This window comes from Paenibacillus sp. P36 (assembly GCF_045866505.1).
In the GTDB taxonomy this organism is placed as follows: Bacteria; Bacillota; Bacilli; order Paenibacillales; family NBRC-103111; genus Paenibacillus_E; species Paenibacillus_E chondroitinus.
Genome location: NZ_AP038372.1, coordinates 4,359,320 through 4,384,253, shown reverse-complemented (window position 1 = coordinate 4,384,253; position 24,934 = coordinate 4,359,320). Strand labels below are relative to the sequence as shown.

Sequence of the window (24,934 nt, the reverse complement as noted above, 5' to 3'; positions counted from 1 at the left end):
AATGTAGAGGTTGGATCATATGTATAGAACTGCAGTAACTATAATTATTTTTCTTATTACCGTATTACTTTTTCCAACATTTGTTGTAATTGGATCAACTGATAGGTCGGAAAACATACAAAAGAACTTTTCGGATATAGAACAACATTGGTCAAAAGATACCGTGAGAGAGGCTGCAACAAAGGGTTATATTGATGGTTACGAAGACGGTAACTTTCATCCGGATAAAGTTGTAACCCGAGCGGAATTTATAAAGATGTTGGTATTAGCCTTGAAGCTAGATATACAACAAGGGACGGCTCATGCATGGTACTCTCCCTTCTCCAATGCAGCTGTGCGAGCTAGTATTCATCAGTGGAGCGACTTTACAAGTGGAGACTGGAATTCTCCTATTACCCGAGAAGAAATGGCCCGTCTTGCTGTCAGAGCAACAGAGAAAGAGAACAACACCGATCCAAGAAAGTGGATGTATATAGCTACTAAGACAGGCCTAATTACCGGATTAGATTATCGAGGAGATTTGGGACAGGATGACTCAACAAGCCGAGCCCAAGCTGTTACAATAATTGAGCGTGTGCTTAAGGTAAGAAATCACGAAGAACTGCAGGTGGATAAGCATGCAGTAGCACAGTCTGAAGTATATTGGCACAAAACGAATATGTTTACAATGTGGCAGAATTTCATTTCGGCAGGTAAAGGCGGGTTTGACCCAGAAAACTTCGATGTAAGTAAATTGACTGTCGAGACCAGTGATGGGGTCTATAAGGGAGAAATTACTGGTATCTATATTATTGATATGGCCGATCCGAATGATCCTTTCTTGCCAATCATTCCATATTCAATTGATGATTTATACTGGACTGCAGGGGCAGACAGAGTGCAGTTTCCGGTTCGAGAATTTAATGATTCGTATTTGGTTTACTATACACAAACGTTGGATTATAACAAAGATCCTGAAAACTTAGGGACACCATATTACTCCAGTAACGGCTCTATTCAACTATCTTTAAGCGGGATTGGAGAACTCAATCAGGTTGTTAATGAAATTGGTAATTGTTGTAATACTGATCATGAACAATACGAACGTATTGTAACACACGGATCTTTAGAGGCACTCCAGAACATAAATCTGAAGCTTGATCCCGATTTTGATGGTAGAGTTGGTGAAGGATTAAACACTAAAAAAATTGTACGAGTTCCGATGAAAATCATACCTAAAAATATCAAAGAATGGAGCTATTTCATTGTTGATGCTTCAGTTAGTAAAAGATCATCAATGCCTTACTCATCCAGAATTTATTATAAACCCATCTCTGCCCAGGAACTTTATACTAGTACAAAGAGGATTGAACTAAAATAAGAGCTGCTGTGGAATTTATCCTTTCTGCACAAGAGAATATTGCTCGACATTTCGTAGATACAAAGAGAGCCAGCACAAGCTGAAACATTCCCACTCATGAGTGGTGCGATAGACGACAGGTAAGATAAAATCTTTAAACTAACGGATAACGATAGCTTAATAGAGGCACCGCGGCAGCCGGCCATGATCGGCTGCCTTTTCCATGCTAACGGGCAGAATACTTCCAATATATGCTAATATAGATTGTGGAGTTAAGAGCCCATATTGAATATTTTCAAAAGGAAATATGATATAACTTATTCATTTTATTTTCAGAGAGGGAGAATAATGATTACATTAGATTTAATGAATTCGACTGAATTTCAGGACTACCTTAATTCTGCTATTAAGAGCTATGCAAAAAGCAACGTGCAATCTGGTAATTGGAACGAACAGGAATCTATTAGTAAGGCAACAGAACAATATGCACACCTTTTGCCTGATGGCGAGAAAACCACTGATAACAAATTGTTTACAATTCGTTCTAACGGCCAAGAGGTTGGAATGATTTGGTTTGCAGTCAAATCAAACAATAAAGGGTTTATTTACGATATAAAAATTAGGGAGGATTACCGAGGTCAAGGTTTTGGCAAGCAAGCGATGGAAGATATAGAAAAGTTGGGAAGAGAAATTGGCATCAAGAGTATAGGACTTCATGTCTTTGCCCATAACCAAATTGCTCGTGGTTTATATGAAAAGTTAGGCTATGAAGAAACGAGTATCGTAATGGCAAAAGAATTATAAACTCTATTTCTTGTTCAATTAACGGGACACGAAAGCACAATGAACGCATGATCGGCAGCCTTTGCTCAACTAAAGGGTAGGATGGAGGGTGTCAAGTTGCAATATTTTATTGGTATCGTTCCACCTGACGATTACAAAGAACAAATCTCCTCATTTCGTAATCAATGGGCTAGCAATCGCCTTCGAGATGTTGTAGAGCCTCACATCACAGTTAAAGCCCAAGGTGGACTTACTGAAGATATGAGATGGCTTGAAAATGTAAGATTAACATGTTCATTGTTTCAAAGCTTCAAGTTAACATTGTCAGAGCCAGCAACATTCGGAACAGCAGTAACCTTTCTTAGTGTTGAAACAAATAAAATATATGATTTGCACAATCGTTTAGTTGAATCGGTGTCGCCAACGCCGGATCTTATTAAGCGGTATCTAGAATTAGAACGTGGGAGTATTTTAATGTCGCTGGACAGTGTTGTTGTCGGGTGACAAGAACATTATCTCATTAAGTGCCGCGAAAATCGCGGCTTTTTTGTTTTATGGGATAAAGTTCTTGTCAAAACCAAATGACAAGAACTTTATCCCATTCCCGATTTTGACAAGAACTTTATCTCATTCCCGACGGAAGGCCAAGGGGGTATTTTCCCTAATGATTAGACTAAAGGGCAGTTTAATTCATTAAAAACAAAGTTTCTCTTGTGGAGTCCATGGTGTTTTTGAGACAATATTTTCATTCACATCTCTGCTATTTCAATAACAGGAGGGCTTTGTTTTGCAATTAAGAACTGAACGACTGATCATTACTCCCTTCAGCCAGGAAAATGTCAATCAAGTTTCTGAATCGTATACTTTAGGAAATCACATTTTTAAATATTTGAACAACCTTAAGGAAGACTCTGAAATGTTGGGTTGGGGCGTGTGGTTTGTATCGTTGGCTGAGAATAACCAAGTGATTGGCGATATTGGATTTAAAGGGAAGCCTGATGATCAAGGAATGGTTGAAGTCGGTTACGGCATCATTCCAGAGATGCATAATAAGGGCATTGCTACCGAGTCAGTCGGCGCTATTATAGAATGGGCATTTTCTTCAGGGAAAGTAAAAAAGATTGCTGCAGAGTGTCTGGTAGATAATATGCCGTCATCTCGCGTGCTGGAGAAATTGGGGATGACTAGAACTGGCAATGCTAATGGAATGGAAAATTGGGAATTAATCAAGTAATAAGAAGAATCGTTAAGCTAACGGCGAACGATAGTTGAACATTCAACAAGAACAAGGCTGCCGGCAATGTGCGGCAGCCTTTCGTTCACCTAACGAGAGTTTAGCGTCAATATAATGTGCTTATCCACTTGAATGGAGGGTCTAACCTTGGGCATTAGGAATTATCTGATTGGAGGCGTTTCCGGCGCTGGCAAAACTACGGTCTGCAACGAATTGCAGCGGCGCGGCTACCATGCCATTCATGGTGATCGTGAATTGGCTTATCAAGGCGATCCGGAAACTGGTACCCCAACGGATGGCTTTAAACCCGAACACCACATTTGGCATGTAAATAAAGTAAAAGCTTTGGTCGCCAATCAGGATGAGGAGGTAACATTCTTCTGTGGTGGTTCGCGGAATTTCCCCAAATTCATCGATCTCTTCGACGACGTGTTTGTCCTTGAAGTCGACTTGGAAACCAGTCTCCGGCGGATTGATGAGCGAGTAGCATTGGACCCAACTGATTGGGGTGGCAGACCAGAGGAACGGGAAATCAGTGCACGAATTTATCAAACGAAAGAAGGCGTTCCCAAAAACGGGATTATAATCGACGCCACCGCACCGATCGCGCACGTCGTTGACGAAATCCTCCATCAAATCGAAGCAAATGAACGCCAATGACATAACTTATGGTCACTCACGGACAGCACCTGGATACGACCACAGCGCTTACGGAGAACGATAGATTAATGAAAGTGGTGAGTTAAAAAGAGATGTTACAGCCATGGCCATTTGATGATCCTGAAAATGTAGCAGTCATAACCACAAATAAAATCATGAATCGTGAAAGACCTATTCTATACGTAACACATGACGAGGACGATGGAATGTGGCAGTTTCTCGATGATGGAGAAGTAAAAGAGGAAGAGGCACGCATAATATTATTAAAGCAAATAATTAACATTGACCCGAGCTTGATCCAACTATCCGATCTCCCACTAGGTTGGGTTGCATGGAGAGATAAAAGAGATTGCCTTTGGATCAGAGAAAAAAGATAGACACTTATCATTAAACTAACGGGAAACGTTAGTTTAAAGTTCTTGTCATCCGACAACTTACTTGTGAACTAAATGAGGTGTCGGCTTCATATTTTAATTACGTTAAATAATAATTTGACCAAATTAAAATTATATTGACAGTTGGAACATCGGACAGTAACCGCATGTGGTCTCTGCGGGTCGTGTTTAAGATGCAGATGTTACTCGGGAACGGCTTCGCCCGGCGTGGCCGCTGCAACTCCGGACAAACAATGTTTACCCTTCAGAGAATTTTCTAGATATCTTAGATAACCTGGATAACCACGGTCATATAACAGGTAAAAGGATAACTCTATAGCAAGCGCGGAAACAAAAAAGTCGCTTGAGCTTTTGGCTCCAGCGCTTTTTTAACGATCAGTTCCTGTTAGGCATTTCCGACCATCCGCCTGGCTGCATTACAGGCCCGGGTGGTTCTTTTTCCGGGTTTCAGTTCACCCCGGCTCCGCTTGGAGGTGCATCGCCAATCCATCGCATGAATGCGGCGACATGCTGTGCCCACAGTTCTGGCTGCGCCATCGTCAAGTGTCCCCGCGATATCGAAGTTCCGGGCTGCACGACGTACCGGCCGTTCTTGACCTTGGGGACGAGGCGTTCAAGAACATGGAGTTCTTCGGGGTTGAACTCGTCGTCCGAGAAATTGAGCGCAAACAGCTTCGTTTTGATCTTAGAGAGGCCCGGCTCCGGATTGTAGTCGGCGGACGATTTCAGCGAATACAATATATCGTTGGCATCGATCTGCGCTGCTTGTTTGTGGGTCTTTTCGATAAATTCGTCCGTCGCAGCGCCGTCTGGCAAGGTCTCTTGCAGATGGACGACACTGTCGATCATCATCCGCAGCACCGCATAACTCTGCAGCCAACCGCGTGGCGGATCTATATAGTTACCTCCTTTCCACTCCGGATCGGAGCGAATTGCGTCGGTCACAATATGCCGCCATAATAGATTGCGGCCCGACACTTTGATCGGGAGAGACACTACAGGCATTACCCCATCCATAGCGTCAGGATAGGCTTCAGCCCACTGCCAAGCGTTCATGCCGCCCATCGACATGCCGAGGATGGCGTGGAGTCGCTCGATGCCCAGGGTTTCGGTGACGAGCTTATGCTGCAGATCGACAAGGTCGCCGTAACTATAGTTGGGGAAGCCAGCTTTAAGACCATCGCTCGGCTTACTTGATTGCCCGTGCCCGACGTTGTCGACGAAGATCAGATAGTAACGCTGGGCATCGAGTGGCCTTCCTGGATTGTACAGCGCCTTCATGAAACTCGGTGCGAGAAGGGCTCGGCTGTCAGCGTCGGTCCAATGAAGTACGAGAACAGCATTATCGATGTCGCCTTTTGCATTGCGTTGCGGCGTTCCCAGAGTCGCGTAATGGATTCGCAGGCGTTCAAGTGTTTCACCACTGCGAAACTTATAATTTTTAAAACAAGCATCCGCTTGTACGGCGTCACTGACAGCTTGTCTATCCCTAGACGCGCTTGGCATGGATACGCCATTTTCCCGCAAAGTCTGAGTGACCGTATGAGCGGATACTTGTCCTGATAACGTGGACGCAAAAAGCAGCGTGCTGCAAAGCACGCCGAATAAGTAGCCCGAATGCAGAATAGCCAAAAGGATAACCTCCAAGGTGTTGAGTGAGACTGCGGGCACGCATTCTATTCACGGTGTCCGTCGCTTCCTTATATTGCCCAATGGAGGTAGAAATATCAGGGTTGCCATGCAAGACACGTACCTTGTCAACAACCGATGTCGGACGACACAAACATTGTCCGTTTTTCGACATGAAATCAGGAGGTACTTGTAAGTGTTATACCAAACAATTTAACGGAGATGATGTGCAGCCCTGATCCCAGAAAGATCTGAATCAAAAAATTGTTTCAATCGATAGCAATTCATATGAAATCGTGTTCAAATACGAGACGATAGTGCGTATTCCATGATGTTAATGCCATCCCGCTAAAGATGGCCTTCTCAACAATCTACATCATTCCGCTAACGGAGAACGTTAGTTCGATACGAACTCCGCGGCAGCCGGCCAGAATGATCGGCTGCTTTTTCGTTGAACTAGAGGGCAGGATAGTGGACGAGAATATTTGTAAATCGCCGAATAACTTATTTGATGAAACTCTTAGAGGTGCAAATATGGAAATGAAATGGTTAGCATATCGAATCTATCCTGAGCCATTTGGAACCAAGTATCAGTATACTGATTTAATGAATAAAGCTATTGTTGAAAAGTTGTTTGATTATTGTCAGATATTAGAAGCAATGATTTCAAGAGAAGGTTGGGACTTTTTGATTAATTATCATGGTTATCAGGTTTTATATGAGATAAATGAAAAGAGCGAGTGGTTTGACTGCGAACACCTTGAAGGATTTATCTTTGAAGTCGAAGCACATATTGACATTTTGCCTCATCTTTAAACTAATTCAGAACAAGAGCTCAATTAACACGAAGAAACGGCAGCCGCATAAGGACTGCCGTTTTCTCAACTAACGGGCGGGATAGATTAAAATCATACGCAGGGAAACGTACTATAAACAAGGGCAAGTTATATATTTTCCGCGCCTTGATTATAGCCGCTGTCGATCGCGACGTGCTGAATGGACGCGATCAAGGCCACTTCTCCTAACGCGCCTCTCACTCCGACGGAAGCGGTGATTGCCCGACATTAATAGTGGGGGGCATATGGGAAGGAATCGTTCCTTCCTGCATCTCGCCGTCAATGCCCAAGAAATAATGCCGGATCGGGAACAATTGCTCATTCAATTCGTACACGAGCGGGATGCCGGTCGGTATGTTCAGATCGGCGATCCCGTCGGCAGGAACTCGATCCAGATGCTTCACCAACGCCCGCAACGTATTGCCGTGAGCCACAATGAGAATGTGCTTGCCGGACGTGAGAGCGGGGGCGATTATCTCCTCCCAGTACTTTAACACTCTGCGCTCCGTATCATCGAGATTTTCCGTTAACGGAAATTCCCCTTCTTTTAAAACCCGGTAGCGTGGCGCGGACGCTTCATATCGGGCATCGTTTTGATTCAATGCAGGTGGGCGAACGTCGACGGACCTGCGCCACAAGTGAACTTGCTCTTCTCCGTATTTCTCGGCCGTCTCGGCTTTGTTCAATCCTTGCAGGGCGCCGTAATGCCGCTCGTTCAGCATCCAGCTTTTGAATTCCGGAATCCACGTCAAATCCATTTCTTGAAGAATGATCCACATCGTTCGAATCGCACGCTTCAGAACCGATGTATGCGCTGCGTCGAAGACGTAACCCTGCTTTCTCAGGATGATTCCGGCTTGTCTTGCTTCTTCGAGACCGTTCGGAGACAAATCCACATCTGTCCAGCCCGTAAATCGGTTCTCGAGATTCCATTCGCTCTGTCCGTGGCGGATCATTACTACTTTGATCATGCGGAATTCTCCTTGTATAAGGATATGTTGCCCAACTCAATCATAGTTGTCAGCTTAGGCGAAAGCAAATGACCATAAAAATGGTCAGTATATAGTAATAGCGTCTACTTCCGAGAGTTAGTACGAGTGGATATGGAAGATTTTATTAGAACTATTATAATTAAGATTCTTGTTGCCGTTTCCTGGCTACGAACGAACGTTCAGAAGGTGTGCTCATCAATCAATATAGTTATCTTAGGTCTCAAAAGTAAGGCATTTGTGCTGCGAGCAAACGACACAAATATGGGCACATTGTATGTATACGACACAAATTAGGAATGAAATTACCGAAATGTGACTACTTAATTTAAGATTAAAGCCCAACAAACCCGATCGTAGTGAAATCAAGAATATACTACTCATATTATGGCAAAATAATAAAAACAATAAGGAGAGATTCCCTTGAAAAGAACGATAGCTGATTCCATCGTGGAATCCCTTCTGAACGCCGGCGTAAAGCGAATTTACGGCATTATCGGCGATTCGCTTAATGCCTTGCTCGATGCAATCCGTCGTTCCGGAAAAATAGAATGGATCCATGTCCGCCACGAAGAGGTTGCAGCGTTCGCGGCTGGCGCGGATGCCACCCTCAGCGGAGGAATCGCCGTTTGTGCGGGTAGCAGCGGACCTGGTAATTTACATCTCATTAACGGTTTGTACGATTGCCATCGAAACCGGGTGCCAGTACTTGCGATTGCCGCTCATATTCCGAGCAGTGAAATTGGCAGCGGCTTTTTTCAAGAGACACGTCCGGACATGTTGTTTCAGGAATGCAGCTTCTTTTGTGAAGTCGTAACCGGACCGAGGCAAATACCTCGAGCGGTTACGATGGCGATGCAAACCGCGACGGCAAGGTCGGGAGTGTCTGTCTTAGTTCTTCCTGGTGATGTAGCCGCTTTCGAATACGACGAAAGCCCGGTTCCAGAAAGCGTCATCCATTCCACCCGGCCAATTGTCTGCCCTTCTACAGACGAATTGAAGACGCTTGCCGACTACTTAGATAAAGGCAATAGGATCACCTTGCTGTGCGGTGCTGGCTGCTCGGGAGCTCATGCTTCGCTCATGAAGCTGTGCGAGAAACTGCAATCCCCGATGGTCATAGCGCTGCGTGGAAAAGAATATCTGGAATATGACAACCCGTATTCCGTCGGATTAACCGGCCTCATCGGATATTCATCAGGATACCACGCCATGATGGAATGCGATGTCTTACTCATGCTGGGTACCGATTTTCCATACCGGCAATTTTATCCGCAAGAAGCGACCATCCTTCAGGTTGATTTGGATCCCTCCCGACTAGGCCGGCGAACGCCGCTCGCATACGGGGTCTGCGGAGACATAAAAACGACGGTCGAAATGCTGTTACCCCTTTTAATGGAACCGCACTCCCCTGATCACCTGCAGCACTTTGCAGAACATTATGCCAAAGTCCGCGAGGAACTGGACAACCTTGCAGCTCCTGGTCGAGCTCCTATTCATCCACAATTCCTTATGAAGGTAATCAGCGATCTCGCAGATGAGGATGCCATTTTTACTTGCGATGTTGGGACGCCGACTGTGTGGGCTGCCCGATACATGAGCATGAATGGAAAAAGAAGGCTACTTGGCTCGTTTAACCACGGTACAATGGCGAACGCCATGCCCCAAGCGATTGGGGCGCAGGTTGTGCAACCGGGACGCCAGGTCATATCGCTGTCTGGGGACGGGGGACTCACGATGCTGCTCGGAGATCTATTGACCCTTCGTCAGCAAAAGCTCCCGATCAAGATCGTTGTCTTTAATAATGGCGCGCTTGCATTCGTGGAATTGGAAATGAAAGCAGCTGGCTTTTTAGAATTCGGAACGGAACTCGACAATCCAAACTTTGCGGCACTTGCTCAAGCCATGGGAATCGAAGGAATTCGCGTCGAGGATCCGAATGACTTGGAAAGCGCCGTTCGCCGAACGCTCAAACACAGCGGTCCGGTAGTGTTAGACGTCGTCGTCAATCGTCAGGAGCTGGCAATGCCGCCGAAAATCAACCTCGAGCAGGCTCGCGGATTTACGATGTGGATGCTGAAAGCCGTTTTGAACGGGCAAGGCAACGAAGTCATCGAACTGGCGAAAACCAATCTCCTTCGGTAATAAATAGGAGTACTTGCACTCCTGCAACTGCTGCCTTAGTCGCAAGTTTAAAATAGCCCCCATCTGATTGCCAGATGAGGGCTATTACGCTTACGTTAATACAAATAGAATTCCAGCCAGTTACATCGCAAATATCTCTAGTATGTATCGGTATTTATTCGATTTGGTGCCTATGTCCAATTAATGAGGTAGAGAACTTTGAGCAATCGGCAGTCTGTTAAACTAAAGGGCAGTAGATTCGATCAAGAATTATTTATAGGTTATATCTATTAAATAAATTGTTTTAATATATTTCACTACTATCATCGCAAGAGCAATAATACAGTTATCCTTATTATGAAGAATATAATTGGAGGGAATACAGTGGTTATCTCAACAAGTGGAAGCGAAACTTATATTACGGAAATTTTTAATGGTACTTCCAAAATTCATTCTGATGTTACTGAAGAGAAAGGGGGGAGTGGGAAATATTTTAGACCACATGATCTGATAGAATCAGCTTATGCTTCGTGTTTAAATATTACTACGAGAATGATTTTGGAATCTATGAATGTATCTTACGACGGGATTATTGTTAAAGTTGAATTGGATAGAAGTAACGAAGTAAAGACTATATTTAAGTACCAAATTGACATTTCAGGATCAATCGATAAAGAAACCAAGGAAGTAGTATTGAGAAAGGTAATGAACTGTCCAGTTAAAAAAACATTATCTAAACAGCTAGAATTTATTAATGAAGCAGTATTATCTGAGCAAAGGATATGATTACTTTAAAATAACTCGACAGCAACCGGTTACTTGCCGGCTGCTGTTTTTGTTGAGCTAACGGCGAACGCTAGTTAAATAACAACAGCGGCAGTCTAAGACTTTTTTCGAGTCTTGGTCCGCCGCTGTTTCTTTTTAATGGATCAGTCTAAAACTTATTTTCTAAAGCAGACGATTCTTCCTTTAATCGGACCCATGCGTAGGACATGAGTGATTGTTGTGAATACAAGCGATCAACTCATGAATATAACCGTTCAAGCAAAAGTCATATAAAGATGCAGAAGTCGCTAATATAAAATATAATTCCGTTTTTTGGATAAAAAGGAGAAACTTTCTTTCTAAAGTGGCGTCAGATATATATATATTCGTTTGAAAATTGATAACTAAACATCGTGGAGGTTTGGAAGAATGAAATTATTTATGTTGACAAGTAAGGTGGCAATATCTGCTTTATCCTTGAGTATTGTATTGGTTTTTCCGTTGTTCATCGGAGCATCGCAATCTGTGCAAGCTGAAGTCACAACGCCTGAGATAGTCGAAACTAAAGCAGTACATATAGCAGGTGTAGGTTATAAACCATATGTACTGGACGATAAAGGTGATGTTTGGGGTACCTCCATTTCATCACGTGCGTATAGGATGGATCTTATTCGTTACCCGGGCCATATGGAAAAAGTAGATGGCTTGAACAATATCACAAACATCAGTACTAATGTGCACTCTGCTTTTGCTTTAAAAGAAGATGGAACTGTGTGGAATGTTGAATACATAAAGTCGTCTACGAATGCGGAAAAAGACATATGGGGGATGGAAACCCCAAAATTGTTGACTCAAGTTCCCAAACTAGAGAACATTGTGATAATTGAACCGTACAAGGCTGTCGATAAGGACGGAAAACTATGGATATGGAAAGACATACCTAGTTTTTGGAAAACAGACGACTGGGAAAAGTATTTTCCATCCTTGCAGACAGAACCAATACTAGTCAACGGAGTCGACCATATTAAAGACCTATCGGGCTCATCAATTCTCAAAGACGATGGAACGGTTTGGACTTGGGAATGCAGCCCCTGGGGTTGTGATATTTTTAATTTGATGCGTTCTAACAATCCGGTACAGCTTCAAGGACTAACAGACATCGTAAAGCTAGGTCACGGTTCTTCCTACGATCAGGTTGCTCTGAAAAAGGATGGTACCGTTTGGGTCTGGGGAGGTGGTTATTTGTCTAATCCAAAATATGATGGATCGGGGATAGATGAGCCACCAGCCCCAATAGATGGTTTGACTGACATTATTGATATTTCAATATACAATGAACACATTTTGGCGCTGAAGAAAGATGGAACTGTTTGGTCTATGGGGTATTTCCCACGAGAATTTGCACATGATACGCTGGAAAAAGAAAATTATCGATCTCCTTACCAAATCGAGGGATTAACGGACGTTACCGCTGTATTTGCGGGTAATGATACGGATGCTGTCATTAAAAAAGATGGTTCCTTATGGATGTGGGGAATTGATCGGCAAGGGCTGTTTGGATGGGATGGAGCTCTACAGTTATCACCTGTACAAGTAGAAGTTAAACCTATCCCAGTTACGAGACGCTGAGATTTAGAGGCTTCCCTTAGGAAATGAGGTGTGTTTGGGCGAGGTGCTTCAAGTTGTTACGCTCTAACGGGTAACGATAGTTCAGAAACAGAGATCAGATTGCAACTTGGAGGTTAACGAATGAACCATGTTGTTGATTTAACTAAAGGTAATTTTGACAGAATTGATTTTACAAAAGCTAAGATTATAGATTTTTATTGCCAGCATGACCTTCCTTCTAGTTTAGAGTTCAAAGTTTGGGGAGCTAAATTATTAGAACCAAGATGGAAGCATTCCGAAAAGTTTGATAGTTCTCTACCTGAGACAGAAGATATGTATGTATCTGGATTGGGTATCGTAAAAATCGACAAGCTAATTGGAGGCAATATAGAGGTATATGCTTATGATAATGTAAAAGAGTTCAATTTAACGAAAGTAGCCAAAAATTGTGATGGTTCAGACCTAGTATTTATATGGGACTGGCAATGTATTAGAACAGATAATGTTGATGAATATTTGTGGGAGTGCGTTATTTCATGGCCATATGGATTTTGCAATCTTCATCTTTTCAGTGATGGTGGTAAAGTATCTTTTGAGTTTGAAAGCAACAATATGGTATCTGCAAGAGATTATGTAATGAATACTGAGTTATATCGCTTTAACGCTGATCGCGCTTCAAGATAAAGTGGAACTTTGGTTCGCTACACTAACGAAGAAGGTTAGCTCAGAAAGCAAAAGTGTTAGGCTGCCGCGAATAATTTCGGGCAGCCTTATTAAGCTAAAGGGCACCGTAAAAGTGTAAACTAATTATGGTAATATGATGGTAAATGGATGATGATATGAAACGAGGTTACTCCCATGCAAAATGAACGTAAAGTCTGTCTATATGGATTGGAACATCTTGCACTTATTATAAAATCAAAGTCGGGAGTTTTTTACTATAACCAAGTCGGTGGTTATTCTTGTTTGCAACCTTCAATAGAAGGAATACTTGCAATTCTTGATGATGACACTAAACTACTTTTGAAAAACCTGTCTGATTATTGTTTTAATAAAACAAAGTTAACGATAGAAGATGCAAATTTTATAGACGACTTACTTCGAACAAACAGAGCGGGCAAGTTTATGTCAATAGATAGAGAAAGACTGGACGACTCCATGGAAGCGTGGCTCAATGTGATTATTGATAATAAAAAGATGGATAAAGCATTTCTTAATGGATTTGATGAAGATAAAGGAATATTGACTTGGAGTAACAGTGATTAGGTTGGAAAACATTAAACTAACGAAAGAACGATAGCGTGGCGATGGAACCGATCCATCGCCTGTTTACGTTTCTGTGCGATCCGCTCAACTAAAGGGGCTTCCAATATGTGTTAATATTTAGTTGAGATAATTGATGGACAAAACCAATTAGGAGGACAATGATGAAGCGGATGCCATTTGAACGTCCAACCGAGCATTATGATGAGCGAATCTTTCCTATTGATAAGCAAATTTGCGAATTGTTAAAACAACGTAAAGAAATTTCAAGCAATAATCCAGGTTATCCGAAATTTGAGTATATTGAGAAATGGGCAATTTCCTTCAACCTCTATGAGGATTATTTGAAATCAGTTTTCCATGTTCTGAGAAATGAGGAGCATTATAAACCGATAGTCGAACCTTGTGAATTCAGAAAAAATGTCCCTATTCTGAAATTCAAGGAACAAGACGGGTTTTTCTATACCATGACCTTTATGAGGCAGTATAGTAACGCAAGCGTAATAACTTTTAATATTGATTGGGATGTAATTAGTGAGCAGTCGGTCAAGTCGAATAAAACAAAACACTATGAGTTATATTTAGGTGAAACTTACCATTGTCGAATGGATAGTGGTGGAGGTAGTTCAGGGCATTTATCATTTAACTATGTCGTATCGCCCGCATTACCTGATGTTATTTCTGGTATGGATTTTATCTTCAAAGAGTTCAATTCTCCATTAAAAGATACATTGACAGGAAATGAAATCGTCTTTCGTATAGAGTGATTTCGAATTACGCTAACGGTGAACGATAGTTGAATCGCTTAGAGAATACTTCAAATAAGTTAAAATATGCGAAGTTTGCAGAGTAGAGTTATATGAAATCGGAGAACTAAACAGGAGCCGCAAGAATGGTATTAAATACAGTAAAAAATGATAAGGAAGTGAAGCCACCTGAAGACACTAAGATGGTTATTAAATACAATAATGTATATAGTACTTTTTTTATTCTACTGGATAGAAAGTTATTTAATCATAAGTAATAAGACAATCTCTATTTTTTATAATATATCTTTATTAAAACATAATCCTTTTTATTTTTTTTATCTCACGATTTTCTTAGGGTTAATAGCCTCGCTTGCTATTTGTTTTGGATTGAGATGGATTAGAAAGAAAAACAAGTTAATATTTTGGATTTTATTTATTGTACATTTAGGTGTATTAATATATTTAACCAAACTCTTGACCTCTAATCTTGGTGGTCCAATTAGAGTTATTAATGGTTAATACAAGATGTCAAATGTCAGCAACAGCGCCTAACATCATATTTAACTTCGAAGTATTCGCCTCAGTCCTCTCTGTGTCAGATTCTGAGCAACGTGCTGGATATACCTTCATTGATTTTTTACCAGGAAATTCTAAGCTAACTTAGGAACGTAAGTTGATTAATAGACACCGCTGCAGCCGGCTAATACGATCGGCTGCTGTTGACTGTTGAAGTAACGGGCAGTTTACCTCAATCAAACAATAACAATGATATACTAAGAATGGACATGGAGAATTATGAAGAACGACGTTTTGATTTAAGCACGTATCGATGAACTCTTCCCAACGCTTTTTTATTTGAGGAACGAATAAATTTATTAAATCCCTTGGCCAATTGGTTAAGGGATTTTGTTATTCGAAAATCAACTCTAAAGGCAGTCATTAATGAAAAGTTACGTTAAAGTACCTGAAACTAGGCAAATGCCGTGTGCAACTAAGATGTCTCCCCATAAACTGCTGTTGAGAGTCGCTAATTAAAAATATGATGGTGAAATGTGATTGCAATTTTGGAGTTTAAAAGAGATGAAAATGGGAATTCAACAAGTAAAAAAGGAGAGAGAAAAATGTCTAAAGAATTCCATTTAACTACAGCTCGAAGAGTGTCCTTGAAGACACAAAAAAGGATAAAAAGTATTTCCCCAGGCTTGATTGGTAGGGTTGTTGTTGTTCGAACACTATTTAACACATTTACAGGATGTTTATTAAGTGTTGTGGGAAACACTATCCGATTACGGATTTTTAGCGGGATAGACAGATTATTTATAACGATTCGAATTCCAATTGGGATCATAGTTGATATTTTCCGTTTTCCATGCCCATGATGAAGTAAAATTAGTTGATGGAAAGGACATTTGGTGAAGTGCAGTGCCAACTGAATGAATACTTGAATCAAACCATGTAGGCGAGTTGTTGTAAAAACTCGTCTTTTTACTTTTTTAGATTTACAGTTTTATACGATCCAATTTCCGATTTCTGCGATCATTCTATAGAACGGCTGCTTAAACTTTTAACAAGATGATTAATAATACCGCCAAAAGAGCAATAACGCTACTTGTACCAAATGCAACAGTTGGACCAAAAGACTCCCAAAGAAATCCAGCAATTAAACTAGCCGGTAAAGCTGCTATCCCGGTCAAAGCATTGAACGTTCCCATTGCTACACCTCTTTGGCCTTCAGGGACAATATCTGATATATAAGCCTTTTGAACGCCTTCTGTAAAAGCATAATATAAACCGTATAGAGCAAAAAGAACCCAAATCCATATCACATGATTCACGACCCCAAAGCCGAAATAAATGGCTGCGAAAATAAATAAACCCATAATGAGTAAAACTAACCCCCTTTAAAATATCAATAGTTATGCCCCACAGCCCGTTGCTGTGGGGCGCTTTTTTGCCCATTAAAGTAACAGGTAGTAGGAAGAAGATATTTACATAAATTTCCTTAAGATGTATACTTCAACACATAAAAGTGTTTAATCAATAAAGCATAATAAATTGTTTTGGAGGCGAATGTAGTGAAATTCATTGTTTCTGCAAGTGTTATTGTGCTTAATGAAAATAACGAAATTCTATTAATGAAAGGTCGTCGCGGATGGGAGATGCCACAAGGATGTGTAGAAGAAGGGGAGACTATTCGGGAAGAGTGATGAGGTAGGTTAATATTCATTGGAAAAGGCAAGGGAAATGATAACCTGGAGTAATTTCATCGAGAGAATAGATATGGCGTTGAATAATCAAACCCACCCTTTTCTCGTGGAATTTCGAGAATCATAAAAAAAGAAAAACACTTATCTTAGATAAGAACCATCATTGGACTAACGGGAGACGATAATTAAACATTGAAGGGCTGCCGCGTGGCAGCCCTTCTCCCCGCTAGCGGGCAGGATTGCGTAATGATTTTGCGGATACTTCAAATTGGAAGTGATTTGCGAATTGCGCGGAAATAAGGGTGTTAGTCGAAATCCAAGCCAAACTTGAAAGGACAAAAAGTTTAAAATTCACATAATATCGTTGAGGTGGTAGGTGTTTAATTGAAAATATCCGTTAGATCAAAGATTTATGAAATGGATATTGTAAGAGCATTGGCTATTCTTGCGGTCGTTCTTATTCATTCCACTTCAGATGCAACCCTTGAACCGACTGATGGAAGCTTATCACAAATTATCTTTTATGCAATCAACAGGGCATGTCAATTTGCTGTTCCTTTATTTATCCTAATCAGTGGTTTTGTCTTATTTTATCAATATTACGATAACTGGAATGAAAAATTGGCTTGTAAGTATTTCCGAAAAAGAATATGGAGGGTTGCCATTCCTTATGTAGTATGGTCTTCATTTTACTACACGTTTAATCAATATATTTCTAAAAGAGGAATAAATATAAATCTACATGATTTTTTCGTTTCTTTTAAATGGGGTGAAATCGGCTACCATTTATATTTTATGATTCTTATTCTACAGTTTTATCTGCTGTTTCCCGCTCTTATGACATTAGCAAAAAGATGGACCTGGTTTAGGCATTGCTTAATCCCCTTAGGGTTCCTAATACAAGGGTCTTTCTATGTATATAAAAATTGGGTTAAAGAATTACCCCATGTTTCATCATTATCACCTACATATTTTGCTTATTTTTTAATTGGGGGTTATCTGGGCATTTACTACATGATCTTCAAATCATGGTTGAAGATAAATATTATATGGATATTGCCGGTTACCTTTCTTTCAGGTTTTATATATGTCGGAATGTTAATAGAAAGTCGTTATTCAAATATACTTTTTGAAAATACACCATGGTATGATATATCTGTTCTTTTTTATTCAGTAGGAATTGGGATATCCTTCCTTTGGCTAGGGGGCTTATTATTAAATAAATCGTATGCGCCAATTCGTTGGCTTAATTCAATTAGTAATTACTCATTTGGTATATATTTAATACATCCATTTTTACTAAGTTCATATAAAAATTTCAATAAACCTCCCGGTGCAATCTGGGAGTATAATTTATACACATTATTTAGCTTTATAATTGTTTTTGTCGGAGCATGGTTTCTTTCTTATGTATATCATAAACTGATTTACTGGATGCTAATGATTTACCGGAAAAGTAACACTCAAAGTTTAGAATCCTAAATCCCCGATAGCTCTTGAGGCAACGGTAAGGAAAGTATTGCAACTTCAGATGATGAATTCATAAAATCATCTCGTATGAAGATGATAATGCCTCATTCGAAATCGTAGCAGAAAAAGTAGAATATATTGTTTAACTATTATTTGTCAACTCTTTATTGCTAAAAAAAGATGAACGCTACGCTAACTTAAGAACTTTAGTTTAGGATCTGTTTCGCAGCAGATCCTATTTTGTTATTGAAGTAACGAGCAGGATAGTTTAGTGACTTCCTTGAATAAAGAAAGGTAAAGTTAATTAATAAATTTGCCGTATCCGCTTTTGGTTCGGCAACTTCAGAAAGTAGGCCGGGAATGAAGATCAAAGGGACAATGACCGAACAGGCATATAGGAAAACATTAATAGCCTCGAAATTTCATTTGTTCAATGATATATCCATGCGAAGGTTTTTAAACATTATTAAAAAGACATTTCCCGCAATGAAGACAGCACACGTTTTATCTTGGACACCCGAACAAGGTGAGGATATAATTAGCTTTCTTGTGGATACCCAGACAGTGATTAAGATTGAACTGGACCGTTTTGATGATACTATTGCTCCGATAGTTGATGTGTATCCAATTGAAAAGTGGATGAAGGGACTCAGTAAAATGTATCAGATTAAAATTGCAGTAGCATTGGATCTAGCTAAGAGCGATATATCACAAGGCAGTTAAATTAAGGTAGAGCATTCCGCTAAATGAAGAACGTTTGTTCAATAGACACACCAATGGGAGGTTGCCGGCATGATCGGTGGCTTCCATTACGTTAGTTGGCAGGATAGTTCAGTCATCTATAGTGAAATGAGGACTTTAATTGATTCTCCAACATCTTATGTCATATGGTCGCAATTCGATTAAGTTGAGGATGTACTAAATACATTTTGGATTCGCTCAAAAATCGGGCTGAACATGGCTGGTGTGAAAAATTCCTCAAGCTAGCTGCTCGGTTTGACGAAATTGTTGATTCTAAATGATTAATTTGACGAAAGAAGATAGTTAAAAATTATTTGAAATAACGGAGTTGGTTATTTGATAAGTTCGGCAGAGGAGTTTGTTCGACTAAGACTGAGTGACATTCCAGATGAATATCTACGTGCAGCTTGGGATGAAGCTCCCATAGAAGTTTGGTTAGAAATAATAGATAATTATCCAGATATGAGGTTTTGGGTTGCGCAGAACAAAATGGTACCTGCTGAAGTCTTAGAGATTCTTGCTGAGGATCCGTCAGATCGCGTAAGGTTCATGGTCGCTTCAAAGAATAAGCTTTCTGAACGGGTTCAACTCAAAATGGCACTAGACAGCGATTCATCTGTTAGGATGAGAATAGTGATGAACAAAAAAGCAACCCATTCAGTTTTAATAATTCTTTCGGAAGATAAAGATGAAGAAATTCGTCAAAAGGCTATAGAGAAATTAGCCAGCTTAAACAAAAAATCATGGAGCTAACGTAAGAACGTTACATTTAATGGCTGCTATGCTTATAAATTTGGTGGCGCAAATGATGAGGTAATGTATGGCCATCCTTTATACAATAAGGGGCTTAAGTTTTATAGCGCTCATAAGGTCATCAATTCTAATTGGATTAAAGCAGAAGAAAAAATAAATAGTATACACAATTATTACAAGCAAGAAAGATGGAAAGATCGAATTCATTTTCTATTACTGTTTCATGATGAATCATTTGAATGCATAGCAGATGCATATGAAATTTCGATATATAGAGAGTCATTTAAATTGGTATTATTTAAAGTTCTCAGTGAATTGAAATAATATTTGTGAGAAAGAGAACCTCGCCTAACACCATCACGCTTTCTGTACACTCATTGGGCATTGGTTCATTGAGCTAACTGGGAACTATAGTGAGAATCGTAGTTGAGTTCATCTTAGGAGGAAAAATGATCAAAGCAAATGTTGAAATATTCTTAGAGCACATTGAAGAGATCTTTGGTACCGATTACAAAATCAGTAAGTTTGATGCCAAGGATAATGGAAAACCTATATACTTATTCACATATAAGGATATTCCTGAGAAAGGAATGCTTACTTTTATTACGTACGGGCTTTCAGAAGGTGAGCATCCCGAATGGTCAGGGGGCAAACCGGAATTAATATTAAGTCTTGAGGCAAGTGATCCCACTTGGGGGGAGGCTATAGCATATCTTGCCTCGGAAAGAAGAGGCATAAAAAGATTTTCATATGGGGATTTTTTCACCTTTGAAGAACCTATAAGTGTGGAATCTAAAATGACAGGATTCTTAGTTTTTTCCCCATCAATACTCGATAAAGATAGAATAGAAATTCAAACAAATGGTAAGTCAATATTTTTAACTGGAATGTATCCGATCTATATCGAAGAAGTTCAATTAATTCAGGAAATAGGAATAAAGCAATTTTGGTTTACTCCCGGATTTGATTTATATAAAGTTGATAGAATGAATCTTGCTATATTAAAAAGTTAATAGATTGGGTACAACAAACCAACAGTTTTATTGCGGATTACGATAGCACAACAACATGAATAAGCTGCCGGCTTAGAGGACAAAAACATATATCAATATTATCAGCCGCGTATGACACGTTTTTTTTATTTTATGGATACAACTTCTTGTCTTTTCCAAAAGACAAGAAGTTGTTTTACTTTCCATTGATAGACATAATGATGATATGTTCCCCGAGGTAATTGAAGGATGCATTCTCGAGGGTTATTTTTCATAATACAATACACATTAGTGTCTCTTAATTCGGATTACTATATATTTTAAGTACGTCAAGCAATCGAATTCTTCGTGGTATTTTGTCGTTTGCAGCCTTTGTAAAACTAACGGTCGGAATAACGAAAATTACAATGTTGGTAATCGTGTAATTTATTAAAAACAACCTTTGAGGTGGGGCATAATAAACCTAATATGAGAAAAAGTCGTAGTGGTCTGAGGTTGACATTGTCATTTATTGCCCCGCTCACGCATTCCGAATTCCAACGAGTAGGAAAAACTGATTAATGCCCCCCCATTGTACCGAAGTTTCTCCCGTATCGCCTTCTAATCATCGCCCTTATACTAAGAACATAGCGAGCGAGACAGTAAAAAGCTTATGATTCTCAACTGTTGCGATAGGATATATGTGACCGATTACGAGGCTTACGATGGCGGCGCTTGCGATTGCAGTACTGCCAGCCATCATCGTTTTCCTACTGTTTCAGGAGCAGAACATGAAAGGAATGACCGCTAGAGCAGTCAAAGGGTGAAGGAGGACATGCAGATGAAGTTGCGCTTTGAAGGGGATACTACCGATTTGCAAGAGGGAATTCAGCTATTGTTACAAGAGCTACATATTACCGTAGAGGAAGATGGGGTCATTGTACAAGTGGAACCATCCGCGGGCGATTTGGAGGTAGGCCTTGAGCAAGGGAAGGCTTATATACGTTATGGGCAAAAGCACCAGTTTTTCCGTGGACTTGGTCTTCTCGTACAGCACGGCCGCTGTGGAGAAGCATTTCAACTCCAGGAAAAACAACAGTTCGATACGATCGGACCGATGTTCGATTTGTCCCGCAATGCGATTTTGACTTTGGACAGCTTTAAATTCATGCTGAATAAGATGGCCTTGATGGGGTTGAACACCGTCATGTTATATATGGAGGATACGTATGAAATTAGCGGTGAGCCTTATTTCGGATATATGCGGGGCCGGTATACGCAGGCGGAATTAAAAGAGATCGATGACTACGCGGATCAATTTGGTATCGAGGCATTTCCGAGTATTCAGACACTCGCGCATCTAGAGGAGTTCCTCAAATGGGAGCCCGTGAAGCATTATAAGGATACGAAAGGTGCGCTGTTGGTAGGGGAAGAAAAGACGGATCTATTGGTGGAGCAGATGATTGAGGCTGCCAGTGCGCCATTTCGCAGCCGCAAAATCCATATTGGTATGGATGAGGCGGAGGAGCTCGGGCGCGGAAAATATTTGGATTTGAATGGATTCGCGAGCCGATTTGATATTATGACGACGCATTTGGAGAAAGTGCTGAAGGTTGCAAAAGGGCGCGGCTTGAAGCCTATGATGTGGAGCGATATGTTCTTGAAGCTTGCTTCCGAGGGCGGCGGTGACTATTACAATGAAGATACTCAAATTTCGGAGGAAATGGCTCGCCGCATCCCCAAAGATGTGGATTTGGTGTATTGGGATTACGTCCATACGGAACGAGATGAATATGAGAGCTTGATCGCCAAACACCGTCCGCTCGGTTGTAATTTGGTATTCGCTGGCGCTGTGTGGGTATTTAATACGTTCGGTGTAAACTACGGCTTGTCCCTGAATGCTTCGGATACCGCACTTCAAGTTTGCAAAAAAGAGGGTATTCGCGAGGTGTACGCAACAATGTGGGGTGACGATGGGATGGAGAGCAATCCGTTCATCGCTTTGTTAGGCTTACAGCTTTATGCTGAACACGCATACTCGGAGGAAAAACCGGATTGGGCGCGAATCTCAGAGCGGGTAAAATTCTGTACAGGTATTGAAGCTGATGTATACCTGCAGCTCAAATATTTAGACGAGACGCCTGGATCCGAACCGGACAATCGGAAGCAGAGCAATCCTTCGAAGTTTCTATTGTATCAGGATGTGCTACTAGGGATGTTTGACAAGCAAATTGAGGGACTCGACATGTCGGCGCATTATGCGGAAGTGGAGCAGAACATTCGCAGCCGCCGCGATGACAATGCCGCGCTCGATTATTTGTTTGAAGTACCGGAGAAGCTATGTGGGGTGCTTAGGCAAAAAAGCGAAATTGGCATCGAGTTGAAGCGGGCATACGATGCTAAGGATTGGGAGACGCTGAAACACATTGCAACAAATGTGCTGCCTGCGATCGGGGAAGCTGTGCGGGAGCTGCGAGGTGCTCATCGAACGCAGTGGCTGAGTATGTTTAAGCCGTTCGGATGGGAAGTCATCGATATTCGCTACGGCGGTGTCATCAATCGATTGGAGACAGCTTCCTTTAGGCTTCTTGAATATGTTGAGGGCCGGATAGGACGAGTCGAAGAGCTGGAAGAGGAGCGTTTGTTATACAGCACCACCAACAGGTTCACCAATAAAGGGGTGGGCTGGTGCAGCTATTATTACCGGATGGCATCGCCAAATGTCTTCTTCCATGTTTTGAATCCTTTCTAAGGAAGTTGGCAAGAGCCTTCGGTAGCTACGGAGGGTTTTGCGATGTTTTGTTTAAATTGCGTGTTTCACCGTTGCCCATAATTTTCTACAAAGCCCTTAATTGGGGCTTTATTTTTTTTGAAGCTTAAACAGTCGTGTGTTCCTAGTTTTGTCGTTTTTGATCAACCAAGCCAGGTATATTTCCCTAAAGTAAAGAAACAAGAAGCGGATAACGAAATAGTTGATCCGGGATTTAAGATATAACTGCAGTAAAAAGTATATTTAAAACATTAGTCGAGTCAGTTAAGTCTACCAATGGTGATTGGCAATGTATTATTCTAGACCATGCAGATGCTGATATATACGGTGATATTGAAAATGTTAATGAAGTAGTTGAATGGAGAAATGGGAAAAAGTTAATTCCTGAAGAGTGGTATACATAAGGTAGTTGAGAGCAAGAATTTCATCGGGACATAGGGAGGAATATTGCTCCGTCTAAAGTTGTTTTTTATACTATCGGCAATCTCGGAGAGCATACTGCATTAAAAGCAGAAAAATGGTTTCTCAGCATTTGGTTATATATGGTCTGTATATTTATGTTGTTAGACAAATGTCGAAAGACTCAATGACAAGAATCTGTTCCGATTGCCGAATGAGGCCAAGAATGTATGCTAAATGCCGAAGAAAAACTTCTTCATGTGGGTGTAGAACTAAGATGTATCGGTGTGAATTCTTGAAAACCCACCGATTACAATAAAGCACTTAATAAATACGTTGACCAACTATTAATCAAGTTGAAAAAGACACATCGTCCAATTAAAAGACGGTGTGTCTTTTTGAATTTTTGAAATGATGCGGGCCGCGGGATTAGATTAAGTTCTTATCGTCCGAATAGATTAGTGCTGTAAATTAATGTGCTACGTCTAATAGATATTTTGGACATTTCCTCACCAAATCGAAAAATTTTTTGCAGCAGTTTTTCGTATCTATATAGATACATTTTAAAGAAGAGATTGTAGCATGTCTGCAAAGTATACAGTAGAAGTTGCCCTTGAACTGTCGAAGGCGTTGGTATATGAGAGTTTTTGATAATCCAACAAAGTATAATAAAGAACTTAGTAAATACGTTGATTCAATATGTAAGCAGGTAGACTATATAAAATAAAAAGAAAGAACTATTGAATATAATTTAATCCAACACAATGGCTTTTCCGCGGTCGGATATATGTCAGTTAGACTAGAAGAGGAGATGCTCTTCCTGAGCAAGTTTTATATAGGCAAGGAGCATTGGGGACAGCCAAGCGATGGTATTTCTAGAAATGCTATGCAAAGGCCGTAACCTAAACTCAATTTGGCTTACAGTCAATCGAAATAACGAATCCAGTATTGCGGTATACGAGAAAAAGGGCTTCAGGACTGTGCGAGAACAAATTGTGGATATCGGGAATGGATTCGTAATGGATGATTTTATTATGGAAAAAGAAATTCCGGTTCCATAATACCAGAGTTCAATAAGCTACAAGCGAAGCTGCCGTATTTTTCTATCGGTGGCCTCGCTGGCTAACGGGACACATTAGTTGAAAGATATAATGTTGACAAAAAATCGTGAATGATACCATATAGGATATCTTCTATTTGGCGCAGATTTTGAGGCTTTCGAAAAGGCATGCGAGCGTCAAAAGCCTCC

At 40.7% G+C, this 24,934-nt stretch carries 24 protein-coding genes and 2 pseudogenes; 23 read left to right on the top strand and 3 right to left on the bottom strand.

Annotation, left to right across the window (positions count from 1 at the left end):
• Nucleotides 1–19: 19 nt before the first annotated feature.
• The 6 genes and pseudogenes from ACKTT9_RS19655 (at nt 20) to ACKTT9_RS19630 (ending at nt 4,393) form a co-directional block, all read left to right on the top strand.
• Nucleotides 20–1,360 carry an S-layer homology domain-containing protein gene (locus ACKTT9_RS19655; RefSeq protein WP_407867210.1) on the top strand — a complete coding sequence of 447 codons (1,341 nt, stop codon included), beginning with the start codon at nt 20–22 and terminating at the stop codon, nt 1,358–1,360.
• A gap of 327 nt (nt 1,361–1,687) precedes the next feature.
• Nucleotides 1,688–2,143, top strand: coding sequence for a GNAT family N-acetyltransferase (locus tag ACKTT9_RS19650; RefSeq protein WP_315954871.1), 456 nt, complete (start codon nt 1,688–1,690; stop codon nt 2,141–2,143).
• 96 nt (nt 2,144–2,239) lie between these two features.
• Nucleotides 2,240–2,626 (top strand): 2'-5' RNA ligase family protein, encoded by a 387-nt coding sequence (locus ACKTT9_RS19645; protein WP_407867209.1) that lies wholly within the window; start codon nt 2,240–2,242, stop codon nt 2,624–2,626.
• Nucleotides 2,627–2,909: 283 nt separating this feature from the next.
• Nucleotides 2,910–3,296, top strand: a pseudogene (locus tag ACKTT9_RS19640) (GNAT family N-acetyltransferase); the annotation flags it as partial.
• A gap of 207 nt (nt 3,297–3,503) precedes the next feature.
• Complete coding sequence (locus tag ACKTT9_RS19635) at nt 3,504–4,016, top strand: AAA family ATPase (RefSeq protein ID WP_407867208.1); 513 nt, start codon at nt 3,504–3,506, stop codon at nt 4,014–4,016.
• Between the two features lie 92 nt (nt 4,017–4,108).
• On the top strand, nt 4,109–4,393 hold the full coding sequence (locus tag ACKTT9_RS19630) for a hypothetical protein (RefSeq protein WP_407867207.1): 285 nt from the start codon (nt 4,109–4,111) through the stop codon (nt 4,391–4,393).
• Between the two features lie 465 nt (nt 4,394–4,858).
• On the opposite strand, the gene ACKTT9_RS19625 is transcribed toward ACKTT9_RS19630, so the two are convergent.
• On the bottom strand, nt 4,859–6,043 hold the full coding sequence (locus ACKTT9_RS19625; RefSeq protein ID WP_407867206.1) for an alpha/beta fold hydrolase: 1,185 nt from the start codon (nt 6,041–6,043) through the stop codon (nt 4,859–4,861).
• Nucleotides 6,044–6,511: 468 nt separating this feature from the next.
• On the opposite strand from ACKTT9_RS19625, the gene ACKTT9_RS19620 reads away from it, so the two are divergent.
• Nucleotides 6,512–6,856 carry a hypothetical protein gene (locus tag ACKTT9_RS19620; protein ID WP_407867205.1) on the top strand — a complete coding sequence of 115 codons (345 nt, stop codon included), beginning with the start codon at nt 6,512–6,514 and terminating at the stop codon, nt 6,854–6,856.
• A gap of 217 nt (nt 6,857–7,073) precedes the next feature.
• Here the strand turns inward: ACKTT9_RS19620 and gpmA are convergent, their stop codons facing one another.
• Nucleotides 7,074–7,847, bottom strand: coding sequence for a 2,3-diphosphoglycerate-dependent phosphoglycerate mutase (gene gpmA, locus ACKTT9_RS19615; protein ID WP_407867204.1), 774 nt, complete (start codon nt 7,845–7,847; stop codon nt 7,074–7,076).
• 441 nt (nt 7,848–8,288) lie between these two features.
• On the opposite strand from gpmA, the gene poxB reads away from it, so the two are divergent.
• From poxB to ACKTT9_RS19585, 6 genes are all read left to right on the top strand, one after another.
• Nucleotides 8,289–10,010: a ubiquinone-dependent pyruvate dehydrogenase gene (poxB, locus tag ACKTT9_RS19610; protein ID WP_407867203.1), complete on the top strand. Its 1,722-nt coding sequence runs from the start codon at nt 8,289–8,291 to the stop codon at nt 10,008–10,010.
• 363 nt (nt 10,011–10,373) lie between these two features.
• Nucleotides 10,374–10,775, top strand: coding sequence for an OsmC family protein (locus ACKTT9_RS19605; protein ID WP_407867202.1), 402 nt, complete (start codon nt 10,374–10,376; stop codon nt 10,773–10,775).
• A 408-nt stretch (nt 10,776–11,183) separates the two neighbouring features.
• A complete protein-coding gene (locus ACKTT9_RS19600; RefSeq protein WP_407867201.1) occupies nt 11,184–12,383 on the top strand; it encodes an RCC1 domain-containing protein in 1,200 nt (399 codons plus the stop codon).
• Nucleotides 12,384–12,503: 120 nt separating this feature from the next.
• Entirely contained in the window at nt 12,504–13,046 is a 543-nt protein-coding gene (locus ACKTT9_RS19595) for a hypothetical protein (protein ID WP_407867200.1), read from the top strand.
• Nucleotides 13,047–13,220: 174 nt separating this feature from the next.
• On the top strand, nt 13,221–13,628 hold the full coding sequence (locus ACKTT9_RS19590) for a DUF6210 family protein (RefSeq protein WP_407867199.1): 408 nt from the start codon (nt 13,221–13,223) through the stop codon (nt 13,626–13,628).
• Nucleotides 13,629–13,786: 158 nt separating this feature from the next.
• Nucleotides 13,787–14,392, top strand: a complete 606-nt coding sequence (locus ACKTT9_RS19585; RefSeq protein ID WP_407867198.1) for a hypothetical protein — start codon at nt 13,787–13,789, stop codon at nt 14,390–14,392.
• Nucleotides 14,393–15,930: 1,538 nt separating this feature from the next.
• Here the strand turns inward: ACKTT9_RS19585 and ACKTT9_RS19580 are convergent.
• A complete protein-coding gene (locus tag ACKTT9_RS19580; RefSeq protein ID WP_407867197.1) occupies nt 15,931–16,254 on the bottom strand; it encodes an MFS transporter in 324 nt (107 codons plus the stop codon).
• Nucleotides 16,255–16,449: 195 nt separating this feature from the next.
• On the opposite strand from ACKTT9_RS19580, the gene ACKTT9_RS19575 reads away from it, so the two are divergent.
• The 10 genes and pseudogenes from ACKTT9_RS19575 (at nt 16,450) to ACKTT9_RS19530 (ending at nt 24,746) form a co-directional block, all read left to right on the top strand.
• Nucleotides 16,450–16,581, top strand: a complete 132-nt coding sequence (locus ACKTT9_RS19575; RefSeq protein ID WP_407872932.1) for an NUDIX hydrolase — start codon at nt 16,450–16,452, stop codon at nt 16,579–16,581.
• A 384-nt stretch (nt 16,582–16,965) separates the two neighbouring features.
• Nucleotides 16,966–18,063, top strand: coding sequence for an acyltransferase (locus ACKTT9_RS19570; protein WP_407872931.1), 1,098 nt, complete (start codon nt 16,966–16,968; stop codon nt 18,061–18,063).
• A gap of 348 nt (nt 18,064–18,411) precedes the next feature.
• Nucleotides 18,412–18,774, top strand: a complete 363-nt coding sequence (locus ACKTT9_RS19565; RefSeq protein ID WP_407872930.1) for a hypothetical protein — start codon at nt 18,412–18,414, stop codon at nt 18,772–18,774.
• 354 nt (nt 18,775–19,128) lie between these two features.
• On the top strand, nt 19,129–19,545 hold the full coding sequence (locus ACKTT9_RS19560; RefSeq protein WP_407872929.1) for a hypothetical protein: 417 nt from the start codon (nt 19,129–19,131) through the stop codon (nt 19,543–19,545).
• Nucleotides 19,546–19,994: 449 nt separating this feature from the next.
• Entirely contained in the window at nt 19,995–20,558 is a 564-nt protein-coding gene (locus ACKTT9_RS19555; protein WP_407872928.1) for a suppressor of fused domain protein, read from the top strand.
• A gap of 674 nt (nt 20,559–21,232) precedes the next feature.
• Nucleotides 21,233–21,343 (top strand): annotated as a pseudogene (locus tag ACKTT9_RS19550) (carbohydrate ABC transporter permease); the annotation flags it as partial.
• Nucleotides 21,344–21,357: 14 nt separating this feature from the next.
• Nucleotides 21,358–23,268: a beta-N-acetylhexosaminidase gene (locus tag ACKTT9_RS19545; protein WP_407872927.1), complete on the top strand. Its 1,911-nt coding sequence runs from the start codon at nt 21,358–21,360 to the stop codon at nt 23,266–23,268.
• A 117-nt stretch (nt 23,269–23,385) separates the two neighbouring features.
• Nucleotides 23,386–23,511 (top strand): DUF3732 domain-containing protein, encoded by a 126-nt coding sequence (locus ACKTT9_RS19540; RefSeq protein WP_157320152.1) that lies wholly within the window; start codon nt 23,386–23,388, stop codon nt 23,509–23,511.
• Nucleotides 23,508–23,690 (top strand): DUF3732 domain-containing protein, encoded by a 183-nt coding sequence (locus tag ACKTT9_RS19535; protein ID WP_181646186.1) that lies wholly within the window; start codon nt 23,508–23,510, stop codon nt 23,688–23,690. Before ACKTT9_RS19540 ends, ACKTT9_RS19535 begins: the two co-directional genes overlap by 4 nt.
• Before the next feature lie 861 nt (nt 23,691–24,551).
• Nucleotides 24,552–24,746: a GNAT family N-acetyltransferase gene (locus ACKTT9_RS19530; protein ID WP_407872926.1), complete on the top strand. Its 195-nt coding sequence runs from the start codon at nt 24,552–24,554 to the stop codon at nt 24,744–24,746.
• Nucleotides 24,747–24,934: the final 188 nt, after the last annotated feature.

Bases quoted from the DNA above. Each gene is read 5' to 3' on its own strand.
- ACKTT9_RS19655 (WP_407867210.1), top strand. From the start codon at position 20: ATGTATAGAACTGCAGTAACTATAATTATTTTTCTTATTACCGTATTA.
- ACKTT9_RS19650 (WP_315954871.1), top strand. From the start codon at position 1,688: ATGATTACATTAGATTTAATGAATTCGACTGAATTTCAGGACTACCTT.
- ACKTT9_RS19630 (WP_407867207.1), top strand. From the start codon at position 4,109: ATGTTACAGCCATGGCCATTTGATGATCCTGAAAATGTAGCAGTCATA.
- gpmA (WP_407867204.1), bottom strand. From the start codon at position 7,847: ATGATCAAAGTAGTAATGATCCGCCACGGACAGAGCGAATGGAATCTC.
- ACKTT9_RS19600 (WP_407867201.1), top strand. From the start codon at position 11,184: ATGAAATTATTTATGTTGACAAGTAAGGTGGCAATATCTGCTTTATCC.
- ACKTT9_RS19595 (WP_407867200.1), top strand. From the start codon at position 12,504: ATGAACCATGTTGTTGATTTAACTAAAGGTAATTTTGACAGAATTGAT.
- ACKTT9_RS19590 (WP_407867199.1), top strand. From the start codon at position 13,221: ATGCAAAATGAACGTAAAGTCTGTCTATATGGATTGGAACATCTTGCA.
- ACKTT9_RS19585 (WP_407867198.1), top strand. From the start codon at position 13,787: ATGATGAAGCGGATGCCATTTGAACGTCCAACCGAGCATTATGATGAG.
- ACKTT9_RS19580 (WP_407867197.1), bottom strand. From the start codon at position 16,254: ATGGGTTTATTTATTTTCGCAGCCATTTATTTCGGCTTTGGGGTCGTG.
- ACKTT9_RS19565 (WP_407872930.1), top strand. From the start codon at position 18,412: ATGAAGATCAAAGGGACAATGACCGAACAGGCATATAGGAAAACATTA.
- ACKTT9_RS19555 (WP_407872928.1), top strand. From the start codon at position 19,995: ATGATCAAAGCAAATGTTGAAATATTCTTAGAGCACATTGAAGAGATC.
- ACKTT9_RS19545 (WP_407872927.1), top strand. From the start codon at position 21,358: ATGAAGTTGCGCTTTGAAGGGGATACTACCGATTTGCAAGAGGGAATT.
- ACKTT9_RS19530 (WP_407872926.1), top strand. From the start codon at position 24,552: ATGGTATTTCTAGAAATGCTATGCAAAGGCCGTAACCTAAACTCAATT.